This window comes from Rhizobium grahamii CCGE 502, assembly GCF_000298315.2.
Lineage (GTDB): Bacteria > Pseudomonadota > Alphaproteobacteria > Rhizobiales > Rhizobiaceae > Rhizobium > Rhizobium grahamii.
In genome coordinates, this window is sequence record NZ_AEYE02000029.1 from 201674 (window position 1) to 216065 (window position 14392).

Annotated in this window: 14 protein-coding genes; 2 read left to right on the forward strand and 12 right to left on the reverse strand. The window is 60.7% G+C overall.

The window, feature by feature from the left end:
• Nucleotides 1-20: 20 nt before the first annotated feature.
• From RGCCGE502_RS22840 to RGCCGE502_RS22870, 7 genes are all read right to left on the reverse strand, one after another.
• The gene (locus RGCCGE502_RS22840; protein ID WP_016556567.1) at nt 21-905 is read right to left on the reverse strand and encodes a F0F1 ATP synthase subunit gamma; all 885 of its coding nucleotides are present in this window, start codon (nt 903-905) and stop codon (nt 21-23) included.
• Nucleotides 906-929: 24 nt separating this feature from the next.
• Nucleotides 930-2459, reverse strand: coding sequence for a F0F1 ATP synthase subunit alpha (gene atpA, locus RGCCGE502_RS22845; protein ID WP_016556568.1), 1530 nt, complete (start codon nt 2457-2459; stop codon nt 930-932).
• Nucleotides 2459-3019 (reverse strand): F0F1 ATP synthase subunit delta, encoded by a 561-nt coding sequence (locus RGCCGE502_RS22850; protein ID WP_016556569.1) that lies wholly within the window; start codon nt 3017-3019, stop codon nt 2459-2461. Before RGCCGE502_RS22850 ends, atpA begins: the two co-directional genes overlap by 1 nt.
• A gap of 260 nt (nt 3020-3279) precedes the next feature.
• Nucleotides 3280-3669 (reverse strand): AGROH133_08824 family phage infection protein, encoded by a 390-nt coding sequence (locus RGCCGE502_RS22855; RefSeq protein ID WP_016556570.1) that lies wholly within the window; start codon nt 3667-3669, stop codon nt 3280-3282.
• Between the two features lie 77 nt (nt 3670-3746).
• Nucleotides 3747-5963, reverse strand: a complete 2217-nt coding sequence (locus RGCCGE502_RS22860; protein WP_016556571.1) for a primosomal protein N' — start codon at nt 5961-5963, stop codon at nt 3747-3749.
• A 60-nt stretch (nt 5964-6023) separates the two neighbouring features.
• Nucleotides 6024-7160, reverse strand: a complete 1137-nt coding sequence (locus RGCCGE502_RS22865) for an AAA family ATPase (protein ID WP_016556572.1) — start codon at nt 7158-7160, stop codon at nt 6024-6026.
• 21 nt (nt 7161-7181) lie between these two features.
• Entirely contained in the window at nt 7182-8129 is a 948-nt protein-coding gene (locus RGCCGE502_RS22870) for a GNAT family N-acetyltransferase (RefSeq protein WP_016556573.1), read from the reverse strand.
• Between the two features lie 141 nt (nt 8130-8270).
• Between RGCCGE502_RS22870 and RGCCGE502_RS22875 the strand changes: the two genes are divergently transcribed.
• Entirely contained in the window at nt 8271-9206 is a 936-nt protein-coding gene (locus RGCCGE502_RS22875) for a tyrosine recombinase XerC (RefSeq protein WP_016556574.1), read from the forward strand.
• Between the two features lie 80 nt (nt 9207-9286).
• On the forward strand, nt 9287-10366 hold the full coding sequence (locus RGCCGE502_RS22880; protein ID WP_016556575.1) for a TraB/GumN family protein: 1080 nt from the start codon (nt 9287-9289) through the stop codon (nt 10364-10366).
• Between the two features lie 12 nt (nt 10367-10378).
• Here the strand turns inward: RGCCGE502_RS22880 and RGCCGE502_RS22885 are convergent, their stop codons facing one another.
• From RGCCGE502_RS22885 to RGCCGE502_RS22905, 5 genes are all read right to left on the reverse strand, one after another.
• Nucleotides 10379-10882 carry a cytochrome b gene (locus RGCCGE502_RS22885; RefSeq protein WP_016556576.1) on the reverse strand — a complete coding sequence of 168 codons (504 nt, stop codon included), beginning with the start codon at nt 10880-10882 and terminating at the stop codon, nt 10379-10381.
• Nucleotides 10883-10976: 94 nt separating this feature from the next.
• Complete coding sequence (gene lpdA / locus RGCCGE502_RS22890) at nt 10977-12383, reverse strand: dihydrolipoyl dehydrogenase (RefSeq protein WP_016556577.1); 1407 nt, start codon at nt 12381-12383, stop codon at nt 10977-10979.
• Between the two features lie 26 nt (nt 12384-12409).
• Complete coding sequence (locus tag RGCCGE502_RS22895; protein ID WP_016556578.1) at nt 12410-13048, reverse strand: LysE family translocator; 639 nt, start codon at nt 13046-13048, stop codon at nt 12410-12412.
• A 20-nt stretch (nt 13049-13068) separates the two neighbouring features.
• Nucleotides 13069-13821, reverse strand: coding sequence for an SDR family oxidoreductase (locus RGCCGE502_RS22900; RefSeq protein ID WP_016556579.1), 753 nt, complete (start codon nt 13819-13821; stop codon nt 13069-13071).
• The gene (locus tag RGCCGE502_RS22905; RefSeq protein WP_439332349.1) at nt 13818-14342 is read right to left on the reverse strand and encodes a hypothetical protein; all 525 of its coding nucleotides are present in this window, start codon (nt 14340-14342) and stop codon (nt 13818-13820) included. The genes RGCCGE502_RS22900 and RGCCGE502_RS22905 overlap by 4 nt, the downstream gene beginning before the upstream one ends.
• Nucleotides 14343-14392 lie beyond the last annotated feature (50 nt).

Sequence of the window (14392 nt, forward strand, 5' to 3'; positions counted from 1 at the left end):
CTTACCCTCTTTCCCTAACCTCAGAGCGCTTCCGCGCCCGAAATGATTTCAATGAGTTCCTTGGTGATCTGAGCCTGGCGCTGACGGTTATAGGAAAGCGTCAGCTTGTTGATCATTTCACCAGCGTTGCGCGTTGCATTGTCCATGGCGCTCATCTTGGCGCCCATTTCACCAGCGACATTCTCAAGGAGCGCGCGGAAAATCTGGACCGAGATGTTGCGCGGAATCAGATCCTCGAGGATCGATGCCGGATCCGGCTCGTATTCGTAGACTGCGCCGGCATGCTCCGCATCCTGGACAACTGCCGTGGGGGCCGATGCCGGGATGAGCTGCTGTGCCGTCGGAACCTGCGAAATGACCGACTTGAATTCGGAATAGAACAACGTGCAGACGTCGAACTCGCCGGCTTCGAACATCTCGATGATGCGCTTGCCGATCTGATCCGCATTCTCGAAGGAGACCTTCTTCACGTCGCGCAATTCCTTGCGCTCGGCGATGAGCGAGGCGAATTCACGGCGCAGAACGTCGTAACCCTTCTTGCCGACGGTGAAGAACTTGACGGTCTTGCCTTCAGCAATGAGCTTGCGAGCGTGATCGCGCGCGAAACGCGAGATCTGCGAGTTGAAGCCGCCGCACAGACCGCGTTCGGCAGTGCAGACGACCAGCAAGTGAACCTGGTCCTTGCCGGTGCCGGTCATCAGCGCAGGAGCACCGTCGGCTTCCGTCATCGCACCAGCGATGTTTGCCAGAACGGCACCCATGCGCTGCGAGTACGGACGGGCGGCCTCGGCCGCCTCCTGGGCACGCCGAAGCTTCGCCGCGGCAACCATTTTCATCGCCTTGGTGATCTTCTGCGTCGCCTTGACGGAGGCGATCCGGTTTTTCAGATCCTTAAGTGAAGGCATCCGTTATCCGTCCTTTGGGTCCGATTAGGCGAAGGACTTCGCGAAGCTATCGACGGCAGCCGTGAGCTTGCCCTTCGTATCGTCGCTGATTGCCTTGTCCGTGCGGATCGTGTCGAGGATAGCCGAGCCTTCCGAGCGAAGGTACGACAACAGGCCCTGTTCGAACTTGCCGACCTGGTTAACCGGGATCTTGTCGAGGTAGCCGTTGACACCTGCGAAGATCACCGCAACCTGCTCTTCCGTCTTCAGCGGCGAGAACTGCGGCTGCTTCAGGAGTTCGGTCAGGCGTGCACCGCGGTTGAGCAGGCGCTGCGTCGAAGCATCGAGGTCCGAACCGAACTGGGCGAAGGCAGCCATTTCACGATACTGGGCGAGTTCGCCCTTGATCGAGCCGGCAACCTGCTTCATGGCCTTGACCTGAGCGGCGGAACCAACGCGCGAAACCGACAGACCGACGTTAACGGCCGGACGAATGCCCTGGTAGAACAGGTCGGTTTCAAGGAAGATCTGGCCGTCGGTGATCGAGATCACGTTGGTCGGAATGAACGCCGAAACGTCGTTACCCTGGGTTTCGATGACAGGCAGAGCCGTCAGCGAGCCAGCGCCCTTCTCGTCGGAGAGCTTTGCAGCACGCTCGAGGAGACGCGAATGCAGGTAGAAAACGTCGCCCGGATAAGCTTCGCGGCCCGGCGGGCGGCGCAGCAGCAGCGACATCTGGCGGTATGCGACAGCCTGCTTGGACAGGTCGTCATAACCGATCAGAGCATGCTGACCGTTGTCGCGGAAGAATTCGCCCATCGTGCAGCCGGCGAACGGCGCCAGGTACTGCATCGGAGCAGGATCGGAAGCCGTTGCAGCAACGACGATCGAGTACTTCATTGCGCCGCGTTCTTCGAGAACCTTGACGAACTGGGCAACGGTAGAACGCTTCTGGCCGATAGCGACGTAGACGCAGAACAGCTTGTCGCCGTCTGGGCCGTTGTCGTGGATAGCCTTCTGGTTCAGGATCGTGTCGAGAATGATCGCGGTCTTGCCGGTCTGGCGGTCACCGATGACGAGCTCGCGCTGGCCACGGCCGACCGGGATGAGCGCGTCGATAGCCTTGAGGCCGGTCGACATCGGCTCATGAACCGACTTACGCGGAATGATGCCAGGAGCCTTGACGTCGACGCGCGCACGGCGGGTCGCGTTGATCGGGCCCTTACCGTCGATCGGGTTGCCGAGAGCGTCGACAACGCGGCCGAGCAGCTCCGGACCAACCGGAACGTCAACGATGGCGCCGGTCCGCTTGACGGTGTCGCCTTCCTTGATGTCGCGGTCAGAACCGAAAATAACAACACCGACGTTGTCAGATTCAAGGTTCAGCGCCATACCACGGATGCCACCGGGGAATTCGACCATTTCGCCTGCCTGAACATTGTCCAGACCGTAAACGCGAGCGATACCGTCACCGACGGAGAGAACCTGACCGACTTCCGAGACTTCTGCCTCTTTACCGAAGTTTTTGATCTGGTCTTTGAGAATTGCGGAAATTTCCGCAGCGCGGATATCCATCAGCCGACCTCTTTCAATGCAAGCTTAAGGGTAGAGAGTTTTGTACGAAGAGACGTATCAATCTGACGGGACCCGACCTTCACGATCAGACCACCAAGAATTGACGGATCAACCGTGACGTTGATCGCCACGTCTTTGCCGGTGACGCCCTTGAGCGCCGCCTTCAATTCAGTTTCCTGCGCTGCAGTGAGCGCATGCGCCGCAGTAACGTCGGCAGTGATTTCGCCACGCTGGTTTGCAGCAATGATGCGGAAGGCCTTGATCATGCCCGGGAGGGCAAAGAGGCGGCGGTTACGCGCCACGACCTTCAGGAAATTCGCAAAGAAGCCGCTGATGCCAGCCTTCTCACTGATGGCAGTGATTGCCTTGAGCTGATCGTCGGCCGAGAAAACAGGGCTCGAAACGAAACGCTTCAGGTCTTCGCTCTCATCGAGCATCGCCTGGAACCGGTCAAGGTCCTTGGTGACGACTTCAACGGCGCCATGCTCGAGCGCCAGCTCGAACAGCGACGAGGCATAGCGCTCTGCAACACCAGAAGTAAGCTGGGATGTGTCTGCCACTGGCCCAAATTTCCCTGATTTCAACCCAAGAATCCGGTCGTCGGCGGGCGCCTGACCTATGATCTTGAATTCGTTATGATTTCCCCCAGAAATCGCAAGAGAAGCCTCTTGCTTCTTCCGAAATTCGGGGTCCGTCTAACATAGGATGTTCGGACTCGCAACACGCGTAACGCCCTAATACTGCTTTCCCATCGATTTCTAGCGCAAAAATGCTCGAGGCCCGGCAGCGAAGAGCTCAGCGCGAGCGATATCCGCTCAACTCAAGCGGAAAAGAAACCGAAAACATAGGCGAGCGGAAGCGCCGCCAGAATGATTTGCACAACCAGGAGTAAATAGTTGAGAATTGTACTCCCCTTATCTGAAAGGAGCGAAATGATGCGTGCAAACGCCGCCATGGCAAAGGCGGCGCCAAGCGCCATGTAAATCCAGTTCTGTGCCAGCATGATGGCCGAGAGGCCGAAGCCGAGATAGAAGCCCCCGACGGAGCGTTGCTCGGCATAACCGTCACGCCGACCCTCGCGCGGCATGACGCCGAACAGCCGCATCGCGTAACCTGGCGCAAACATGATGACGAAGCCCACTAGCGCCGTGAATGCGGCCGCGCCAAAGGCGAGCTGTTCGCCAAACTCCGTTGGAAAATAAAAGTCCATATTCGACCCCGAATCCCCTGCTTCGCCGTCCTTATGGCATGATTGGCGTGCCGGGCAAAAGCCCGCAAGCCAGCGATCTACAAGAAGCTTTGAGGGTCAACATCGAGCTGCACGTGTACCGACCCGCGCTCCTTCGGCGCCTGTGCAAGCATGGTCCTGAGAAATGCCTGCATGTCGGAGTTCCGCCGCCCGTGCACAAGGAGCCGGAAGCGATAGCGGCCGCGCACCAGCGCGAGCGGCGCTTCCGCCGGCCCGAGGACGGAGATACCGGAGACATGAGGTGCCGCGTTCCTGATGCCACGAGCATGGTTTTCTGCATCGTGGCGCGCTTCCGCCGAGACGATGATCGACGCCAACCGTCCGAACGGCGGCAGGATGGCGCGCTCCCGCTCGGCGATCTCGCGTTCGTAGAAGGCGCTCGGATCGCCTGAGACGATCGCCTGCATAACCGGATGCTGCGGCTGGTAAGTCTGCAGCAGTCCGTGGCTCTTCAGGCCGGTACGCCCGGCGCGGCCTGTCACCTGCGACAGGAGTTGGAAGGTCCGCTCGGCGGCGCGTGGATCGCCGTTGGCGAGGCCGAGATCGGCATCGACGATGCCGACCAGCGTCATCAGCGGGAAATTGTGACCCTTGGCGACAAGCTGCGTGCCGATGACGATATCGGCCTCGCCCTTGGCGATGGCTTCGAGCTCAAGACGCAACCGCTTGACGCCGCCCATCATGTCGGACGAGAGCACGATCGTCCGTGCCTCGGGAAAATGACGTTCCACCTCTTCGGCGATACGCTCGACGCCCGGCCCGCAAGCAACGAGGTGATCAAGCGTGCCACATTCGGGACAGGCTTCCGGCGTCCGCTCGGCATGACCGCACTGATGGCATTGCAGCTGCCTCTTGAATCGATGCTCGACGAGCCAGCTAGAGCATTGCGGGCATTGGAAGCGGTGACCACAAACGCGGCAAAGCGTCAGCGGCGCATAACCCCGCCGGTTCAGGAAAAGGAGAGCCTGTTGCTGCTTCTCGACCGTCTTACCGATCGCTCGAATCAACACTGGCGAAAGGAAGCCGCCGCGCTCGGGCGCATGACGGCGCATGTCGATGAGATGCAGATCCGGCAGCGCCGCGTCGCCGAAGCGGGTCGGCATGTGAATGGTGCTGTAGCGCCCGCTCTGCCCATTGACCTGGCTTTCGACCGAGGGGGTGGCGGAGACGAGAACGACAGGGAAATCACCAATGCGCGCACGCACGACCGCCATGTCGCGCGCATTGTAATAGACACGGTCTTCCTGCTTGTAGGCCGGATCATGTTCTTCATCGACGATGATAAGGCCTAGGTCCTCGAACGGCAGGAACAGCGCCGAGCGCGCGCCGGCGACGACGCGAACCTCGCCCGTGACTGCCTGACGCCAGACCTTTTCGCGCATGCGTGGCGCCAGATCGGAATGCCATTCCGCCGGCTTGGCGCCGAAGCGATCCTGGAACCGCTCCAGAAAGCTCGCCGTCAAGGCAATCTCCGGAAGGAGAATCAACACCTGCTTGCCGCGCTTCAGCGTTTCTGCGATCGCTTCGAAATAGACTTCGGTCTTGCCCGAACCGGTAACTCCGTCGATCAGCGAAACGGCGAACGCGCCCTTTCGAACTTCAGAGAGAATCTCGTCCGCCGCTTCCTTCTGCGGACCTTCGAGCCGCGCGGCCACAAAATCCGGATCCGGTCTGGCGACCACCGGCGGGGGCGGCAGGAACACCGTCTCGAAAATACCCTGGCTGACCAGGCCGTCGACGACGCTGGTCGACACGCCAGCGGCGTGGGCAAGTCCGCTTCTGGTCCAAGACAGACCGTCGCCGGCAATATCGAGTACCCGGGCGCGCGCTGGGGTCATCCGCTCCGGGGCGCCGCCAACGAAGCGTAGCCCCTCCACCATCGGCTCCGGCTCGAAGGCGTTCGGCGCGCGCAACGCCATCCGCGCCACGAGCCCAGGTGGCGACAACGTGTAGCTCGCGACCCAATCGATGAATTCGCGCATCTCCTTGCTCAGCGGCGGGCAATCGAAGACATGGCTGATCGGCCTGAGCTTCTTCGGATCGACACCGTCCTCTCCTCCGTCCCAGACGACGCCGATCACTTGCCGTGGACCGAGCGGCACTTGTACGACCGAACCGGGTTCGACCGCCATCCCTTCCGGCACGGCATATGAATATGGCTTCGGCGCAGGCATCGGAACAAGCACCGGAACCGTGCGGTTTGCCGGTGGCGTCTCGAACAGCGCTCCAAAGAGATCGGACGAATCTGTGCTCATCGGGCGAGACCATGCCCGGATCGGCACCAAAAGAAAACCTGCAAGACTGGTGCCACCGGTTTACTCGTCGTCATCGATAACGCCCGTTAGCCGCATGCCCTCGATCCACGTTGCGCCGTCCTGGCGCACCACGTGGCGGGCGCGGGCACCGCATTTTTCGCGCACGGCGACCGCCAGCGCTTCGGAATGCGTAACGATCCAGATCTGGCTGCTGCGGGCGGCCTCCGCGATCATGTCGGCCAGAGGGGGCAGCATGTCGGGATGGAGGCTTGCCTCTGGTTCGTTGAGCGCAATCAGCGGCGGCAGCCGATAGGACATCAGTGCTGCGGCCAGACCGAGGAACCGTATCTGCCCGTCCGACAATTCGCGCGGCTGGAATACGCGGTTTGGAAACTCAGGAAAGGATAGACCGAACGACGCTGTTTCCTCGGGCAAAGGCACAACGAGCCGCGCACCGCCAAGGGCCGCGGCGACGGCACGATCGAGTTCGACCGTATCCTCCCGCGTATGCGCCAGCGTCGCGAAGACGGCAGCAATGTTGCTGGCATCCTCATCGAGCAGCGGCGCGGTGACAGCAAGACAGGGGGAGCGCAGTGGTGACAGGCGATCAGTCCGGAAGCCGTGAAAGAAACGCCATCCGTCGACTGCACGCCGGAACGTTCCGATCTCGGGATAGTGGCCGGCATCACCGAGCAGCGCGATCGCGGTTTCCGATGTCAGCGCCTGCTCCGGATAATCCTGCATCCGCCCATTCGGTCCACGAACGGAAATGGCCGGGCCGGCACGCTTCATCATCGTCACCGGCCGCGTCCCCGTCTCGATCGACAACTCTTCAGCCTTGATCTGAGGCTCAAAGGGAAATCCCGCCGCAGCCGCCGCCGGCCGCAACCCCGCCTCGACGCGATAACGGAAGGTGATCGCTCGTTCCTCGTCGACAACTTCGGCTTCGAGGCGAATCCGGAACGGTCCGTCGGCATCCCGGCGCGGGCCGGACCACAGCGCCGAAAACATCCCGCCCTCGGCGGCGATCTCATGCGCCAGGCGCCCTCGCGTTGCCGCTTGGATGAGCTGGAGAGCGCGGTAGAGGTTGGATTTTCCGACGCCGTTCTCGCCGATGAAGAGGTTAATCCCGGAAAGATCCATACGGATCGATCGCAGGGACCGGTAATTCTGTGCAAACATCGAGCGGAGCAGCATGCCTCGCTTTAGCCTATCCAATCAGCGAATTGAATGGGCGCTGACCAATTCCCGTTCCGCGGGCGGGACCAGCGGCAGGAATTGTGCTCCGCCATCTGCGGCAAGCGCGTGGACGGTGTGCTCTTCCAGCGCCTTGGTTACCTCGTTGATATCGCCATCGAGATATTCCACGGGGATCAGGTTACCGACCACGAAATCGAAGCGGTCGCCGCGCTTGTTGAGGAGTTCGTGGAAGACGGTCATGTCCCGAAGCTCGGTCGACCACTTCGCAAACCAGTAGAACAGGCCGGAGTTCCGCGCTGTCAAATGCACCGGCAAGATCGGCAGATTGTACTTGCGGGCAAGACCGACCGCCGAGGTCTTCCACGGGCGCTCATTCAGCCGTCCGTTCGCCCAGTAGGCGATGCGACCAGAGGGAAAGAGCACTGTTGCCTTGCCTTCCCTGACCGCATGGTTGGTGATCTGCAGCGTTTCGCGAGTCTTGAGCTTGCTTTTGTACTCCTCCCGCCACTCGACGGGGATAATGACCTCGGCAAAACGCGGATTGACGCGCACGGCGTCGCGGTTCGCAAACACCATCACATCCGGTCGCTTGTGCTTCAGGAGGTCGAAGACGGCGACACCATCGGCAATGCCGGTCGGATGATTGCTGACGAGAATGAAGCCGCCGGTCTCGGGAATGCGGTCGCCATGCCTGACATTGATGTCGAGCTTCAGCAGGTTGCTCATATACTCGAAGCACTGGAAGCCCGGCATGTTCGCAACATCGTTGGCAAAGCTGACCGCCCGGTTGTAGCGGAGCAGCGTATAGAGAAACGGCCGCATGACCGGCCAAAGCGGATGCTTCACGATCCGCTGCCCGCGTTCGGCGATCAACGTATCGACGATGTGACCCGGCTTGCCATGGGAGACGAGTGCGATCGCTTCCGCGAACTGTCCAAAAGCGGTCGTGGGTTGGCGCCGTGGCATTCAAGATCCTGCGTCGTTGGGAAACCGGTTACGCGGAATGATATGATGGAAGCATGACAAGCACTTGGCCGGCATTAGGAATTCCATAACTATCGCTCCCTCAGAATTGGCGGCAGGATTGGCAAATTCAAGGCCGAACACGTGAACGAACTCCTGATCATCGCTGACCCCAGCCTGATGGCCGAGCGCTCGACATGGCTCGATAGCCTGGCTCGCGAGCGACGTCTGTCGGAGCATACGCTCGATGCCTACGAACGCGATACGCGTCAGTTCCTGACTTTTCTGACCGGGCACCTCGGCGGCCCCGCAACGCTGAAAGATATCCACGCATTGCGGCCTGCGGACTTCCGCGCTTTTCTTGCGGCACGACGCAAGGAAGGCTCTGGCGCCCGTTCGTTGGGACGCAATCTCGCCGGGCTGCGATCACTGCTGCGTTACCTCGAAAAGAAGGGACTGGTGAATGCCGCTGGCGTCAGCGCTGTCCGTTCACCTAAACAGCCGAAATCACTGCCTAAACCCTTATCCGACCGGCAAGCCATCACCGTCGTCAGCGACGAGGCTCAGTTGCATGAAGAGCCTTGGATTGCCGCCCGCGACGCCGCCGTCTTTGCTCTGCTCTACGGCTGCGGGCTGCGTATCTCCGAGGCCCTCGACCTGACGCCCGGCGACTTCAATCGCGGCGCAGCTACATTGCGCATCACCGGCAAAGGCAACAAAACCCGTCTTGTGCCTCTGCTGACCGTGGTCGTCGACGCCGTCGAGAAATACCGGTCGTTGTGCCCCTATCATCTCGAAGGCGCAGAACCTCTTTTTCGCGGCGCGCGCGGCGGCAAGCTGCAAGCTGCGATCATTCAGCGCACCATGCAGAAGATGCGCAGCGCCTTCGGCCTTCCGGAAACGGCGACACCGCATGCGCTGCGCCATTCCTTTGCAACTCACCTGTTGGCCGGCGGCGGGGATCTCAGGACCATCCAGGAACTGCTCGGCCATGCCAGCCTTTCTACCACCCAAGTCTATACAGGTGTGGATTCCTCACGATTGCTTGAAGTTTACGACCGTGCCCATCCTCGGGCGTAATCTTTTGTTAACGGCTTCTCTTAAAGGAATATCCGCACGCTGGGCGTAGGCTTAGCGATCATAGTGACCGGAACACCATCATGACGATCTCCATCGGCGACCGCAGCCTCGACATCCCATCGCCGGGCAATGTCCTTCTCTGGCTGATCGCCGCGTTTCACATGCTGCTTGCGGCGACCTTGATCGCCGTGCTGTTTTCTGTGTCCCCGGCGGCAGCCGCTAGCGACGATGCCTGTACCGGCCACAATATCCTGACCGATCTCAAACAGAGCGACCCCGCCCGATACGCCGAAGTGATGAAAGAGGCGGATGCCGTGCCGAACGGCAAGGGCATTTTCTGGAAGATCGAAAAGGAAGGGATCGCCCCGTCCTGGCTGCTCGGCAGTATGCATGTGACCGATCCTCGCGTGCTGAATCTGCCGCCGCGCGCGCAGGCTGCCCATGATGCTGCCGATACTATCATCATCGAATCCGATGAGATCCTCGACGAAAAGAAGGCGTCGGCTGCGCTGCTGATGCGGCCGGAACTGACGATGTTCACCGACGGCACGACGATCGAGAAGCTTCTTTCCCGCGACGATTATACGCGGCTGGAATCCGGCCTGAAGCTGCGCGGCATCCCGCTTGCAGCGGTCTCTCGCATGCGCCCTTGGATGATCTCGAGCGTGGTTGCGCTTCCCGGCTGCGAAATGGCTCGCAAGGCGAAAGGCGTTCAATTCCTCGACCAGAAGATCGCGACGGATGCCGTCGCCTCGGGCAAGCAGGTCAAAGGTCTCGAAACGCTGGCCGAACAGCTGCAGGCGATGGCTGAGTTGCCCACCGAGTTCCACCTGAAATCGCTGATCGAGACGCTGGCGCTCGGCTCCAAGATGAACGATGTCGTCGAGACGATGACCGATCTCTATCTTTCCGGCGATATCGGCATGACGATCCCGATGCTGAAGACCGTTTCACCCGGCGGCGAGGACGAAGACAGCGACTATGCCGCCTTCGAGCAGCGCATCATCCTTGACCGCAACAAGGTGATGGCCGAGCGCGCTGCGCCGATCCTCGCCAAGGGCAACGTTTTCATGGCTGTCGGCGCCCTGCATCTCCCAGGCGACGGTGGCGTCATCGAACTGTTGCGTAAGCAGGGCTTCACCGTCACCGCCGTCAACTAGAGCCTTACAGGCCTAGCGTCCAGCGGTCATGCGCCTGAGAACATTCGTCTTCCAATAGAACTGGTGAACGAGCGCGCCGGCAACATGCGCCGCGATAAACGCCCAGAGGATAACCTTCAGCACTTCAGCGTGAAGCGATCCGACTGCGTCCATTCCAAAATAATAGGCAGCAATTCCGGTCAGCGGCATCCCGAAGATGAATGCATAGAGACCGAAATGCACAACCTTTGAGGCGAGGCGGAATATCGCGGGCTCGTCCGCGATTTCGATCGGCGCACCCTGGGAAAAACGCAGGCAAACCCGCATGATCGCAAGCACCAGAATGGCAATGCCGACATAGGCATGAATGTTTGCAGCCGTGACCTGTTCGGCAGTGGCAATGCCGGTGCGACGCATGGCCCGATGCCATTCGTTCATGCCGTCGGGAAATAGCAGGTTAAAGAAGATGAGTAGCGCCATACCCCAGTGAAGAAGGCGTTGCGGCAAGCTGTATGCATCGACAGGTGCGGCTTGCATCGGCTCTCCTTTCGAACAATTTAGAATCGTTCAAAAGTAAAGCGGCCGCCTGTCGGGAGACAAGCAGCCGTTCGCACATTGCCGAAATTTAATATTACATATGGATCGGCTTGAAGAAGGCGGCGAGAGCCGCTTCCTTGACCGCTTCCGACATCGTCGGGTGCGCGTGGCAGGTGCGGCCGAGATCTTCCGCAGAACCACCGAATTCCATCAGAACGGCGATCTCGTGGATCATTTCGCCGGCGCCGAAGCCGACGATATGGCCGCCGAGAACGCGATCGGTTTCCTTCTCGGAGAGGATCTTAACGAAGCCGTCGGTCGCCAGCATGGCGCGGGCGCGGCCATTGGCCGTGAACGGGAACTTGCCGACCTTGTAGGCAACGCCAGCAGCCTTCAGCTCTTCCTCGGTCTTGCCGACGGAAGCGACTTCCGGCTGCGTGTAGACGACGCTCGGGATGACGTCGTAGTTCACATGCCCATGCTGGCCGGCGAGAATTTCTGCGAGTGCCACGCCTTCGTCTTCCGCCTTGTGGGCGAGCATAGGTCCCTTCACGACGTCGCCGATTGCGTAGATGCCGGCAACGTTGGTGCGGAAGTGGCCGTCGATCTCGACGCGACCACGATTGTCGAGCTTGACGCCCGCTTCTTCCAGACCAAGGCCGGCCGTGTAGGGCGTACGGCCGGTCGCGATCAGAACGACCTCGGCTTCCAGCGTCTGCGCATCGCCGCCCTTGACAGGCTCGAAGGTCACCTTGGCACCCTTGCCGCCCTTTTCGACGCCGGTGACCTTGGAACTCAGGTTGATGGTGACGCCCTGTTTGGCGAGCATCCGCTGGAATTGCTTTGAAACTTCGCCGTCCATGCCGCCGAGGATGGTGTCGAGATATTCGACGACGGTGACCTTGGCGCCGAGGCGCGACCAGACGGAACCGAGCTCGAGGCCGATGACGCCACCACCGACGACTATCATCGTTTCCGGCACCTTCTCGAGAGCGATCGCGCCCGTCGAGGAAATAATCACCTTCTCGTCGATATCGACCTTCACGCCCGGAATGCCGGCGACGTCGGAGCCAGTCGCGATGACGATGTTCTTGCCTTCGATTTCCTGGACCTTGCCGTCTTCGGCGGTCACGGAAACCTTGCCAGCCGACACGATCTTGCCGGTCCCCTGGAAAGCATCGATCTTGTTCTTCTTGAAGAGGAAGGCAACGCCGTCGACGTTGGCCTTCACCGTCGCATCCTTGTGCGCCAGCATCTTTTCAAGGTTCAGCTTCGGAGCGGCGACCTCGATGCCGAGCGCATCCATGCCGTGGCCAGCCTGATGGAACATTTCGGAAGCATGCAGCAGCGCCTTGGACGGGATGCAGCCAACGTTCAGGCAGGTGCCCCCAAAGGTTGCGCGCTTTTCGACGACAGCGACCTTGAGGCCGAGCTGGGCTGCCTTGATGGCAGAGACATAGCCGCCGGGGCCGGTTCCGATAACGATCACATCGTAGGACATTGTTTCTTTTCCTTTTCGTTATTTGCTTAGTCAGCCGCGCGGGCGAGCGCGAGGCGGAAACCGAAGCCGACCAGAGCGGCGCCGGTGATGCGGTTAAACCATTTGCCGCTTGCGATGAAGCGGTCGCGAATGGGCTTTACGGTGAAGAAGGTGGAGACGCCGACGAACCAGGCGACGAGCGCGGTGGCCATGCCGATGCCGTAGCTGAACTGGATCAGTGCAGGGGTATCGTGATGCACCAGCGTCGAGAACAGCGACAGGAAAAACAGGACCAGCTTCGGATTGAGCGCGTTGGTGATGAAGCCCATCCCCAGGCACTTGAGCGCCGAGATCGGCTTGCGGTCTTCCTCCGTCACCTCGATCTCATTCACCTTGAAGCCCGGCTCGCGAAAGGACTTGATGCCGAGATAGACGAGATAGGCGACGCCCGCCCATTTGATCATGGCAAATAGCATCAGCGATTTGGAGACGATCAGGCCGAGGCCGAGGATCGTGTAGCTGATGTGAAAGAGCAGCGAGAAGCCCATGCCAAGGCCGGTCATCATGGCGGCACGACGGCCATGCACGATGCTCTGGCGCAGGATGACGGCGAAGTCGGCGCCCGGCACGACGATGAAGATCGAAAAGACGGCCATCAGGCCGAGAAACTCAAAGAAATATTGCATGGCGATATGGTCTCCGCGCCCTAACGGCCGCCGCTGACGTTGAGTATGGCGCCCGTTATATAGGAAGCCGTCGGCGAGAGAAGGTAGAGGACAGCGTCGGCGATCTCCTCTGCCGTGCCGGGCCTCTGCATCGGAATGCTTGGCGCCAGGTCACGTGCGCGGTTCGGCAGGCCGCCGGATGCGTGAATGTCGGTATCGATGACGCCGGGGCGGATGGCGTTCACGCGCACGCCCTCGTTTGCCACTTCTCGCGACAGGCCGATGGTGAACGTATCGATCGCGGCCTTCGAGGCGGCGTAGTCGACATATTGCGAGGCCGAGCCCAGAACGGCCGCCATTGACGAGATGTTGACGATCGCCCCGCCCTTGCCGCCATGCCTCGACGACATGCGGCGAACGGCCTCGGCCGCACAGAGAATCGAGCCGGTGACGTTGACGCGCATCATCCGCTCAAGCCGCTCGACGCTCATCTCGTCGACGCGCTGCTGGGCATCGACGATGCCGGCATTGTTGACCAGTCCATCCAGCCGCCCGAAGTGCTTGTCGACAGTCTGGAACATCGAAATGATATCCTGCGCGCTGCCGACATCCCCCTTGATCGCGATGGCATCGCCACCTTCTGCCTCAACCTCAGAGACGATAGCGTCGGCGGCAGCGCGGTTCGCGGCGTAGTTCACGGCAACGTCCCAGCCCTGGCGGGCAGCGAGGCGGCAGACAGCCGCACCGATGCCTCGGCTGCCGCCGGTAACGAGAAGGACGGGTCGTTGTGTCATTTCGCGCACTCCTTGAATGCCAGGACATCCCACGGCGCAACCGTCGCCTTGCCATTGCCCCATATCTGCGATTGGCGGATCGCCCGACCAAGGCCAGGTAACAGGATGCTGTCGGCGGCAGCCGCCGCTTCAGGCTGCAAATTATCGATCTCGCCCCTGGTGTTAGCGCTATAGACCGTGCCTCGCCAGATGGTGCAGGCGTCCAGGTCCGCGCCGGTCACATCGCCGCCTGGGCACTTGAACATGAGAATACCGACAGCGCGTTCAGGGTCGTCGGACGGCATCACATAGCCGTCGAGTTCGATCGAGGTTTTCAAGACTTTCAGCGTAAACCGGTTGTTGGCAGCAGCCGCCTCAGAATTGATCGGCGTAAAGCGCAACTCGTAAGCTCCGTCCCGATCTGCGTAGACCGCACTCGCCTGCCGGCAGTCGGGTGCGGCCATGGCGATTCCTGGTAGTGCTAGCAAGAATGCGAGCAACGCCCCGACCCCACCCTTGGCAAAGGGAGGCCTCTTGATCATACGCCCTGTGGAGATTGCCAGCGACATTGCGCGCCCCGCCGAGGTGGAAA

Excerpts from the sequence above, each read along its gene's own strand:
- RGCCGE502_RS22840 (WP_016556567.1), bottom strand. The coding sequence starts at position 905 with ATGCCTTCACTTAAGGATCTGAAAAACCGGATCGCCTCCGTCAAGGCG.
- atpA (WP_016556568.1), bottom strand. The coding sequence starts at position 2,459 with ATGGATATCCGCGCTGCGGAAATTTCCGCAATTCTCAAAGACCAGATC.
- RGCCGE502_RS22855 (WP_016556570.1), bottom strand. The coding sequence starts at position 3,669 with ATGGACTTTTATTTTCCAACGGAGTTTGGCGAACAGCTCGCCTTTGGC.
- RGCCGE502_RS22860 (WP_016556571.1), bottom strand. The coding sequence starts at position 5,963 with ATGAGCACAGATTCGTCCGATCTCTTTGGAGCGCTGTTCGAGACGCCA.
- RGCCGE502_RS22865 (WP_016556572.1), bottom strand. The coding sequence starts at position 7,160 with ATGCTGCTCCGCTCGATGTTTGCACAGAATTACCGGTCCCTGCGATCG.
- RGCCGE502_RS22870 (WP_016556573.1), bottom strand. The coding sequence starts at position 8,129 with ATGCCACGGCGCCAACCCACGACCGCTTTTGGACAGTTCGCGGAAGCG.
- RGCCGE502_RS22880 (WP_016556575.1), top strand. The coding sequence starts at position 9,287 with ATGACGATCTCCATCGGCGACCGCAGCCTCGACATCCCATCGCCGGGC.
- RGCCGE502_RS22885 (WP_016556576.1), bottom strand. The coding sequence starts at position 10,882 with ATGCAAGCCGCACCTGTCGATGCATACAGCTTGCCGCAACGCCTTCTT.
- lpdA (WP_016556577.1), bottom strand. The coding sequence starts at position 12,383 with ATGTCCTACGATGTGATCGTTATCGGAACCGGCCCCGGCGGCTATGTC.
- RGCCGE502_RS22895 (WP_016556578.1), bottom strand. The coding sequence starts at position 13,048 with ATGCAATATTTCTTTGAGTTTCTCGGCCTGATGGCCGTCTTTTCGATC.
- RGCCGE502_RS22900 (WP_016556579.1), bottom strand. The coding sequence starts at position 13,821 with ATGACACAACGACCCGTCCTTCTCGTTACCGGCGGCAGCCGAGGCATC.
- RGCCGE502_RS22905 (WP_439332349.1), bottom strand. The coding sequence starts at position 14,342 with ATGATCAAGAGGCCTCCCTTTGCCAAGGGTGGGGTCGGGGCGTTGCTC.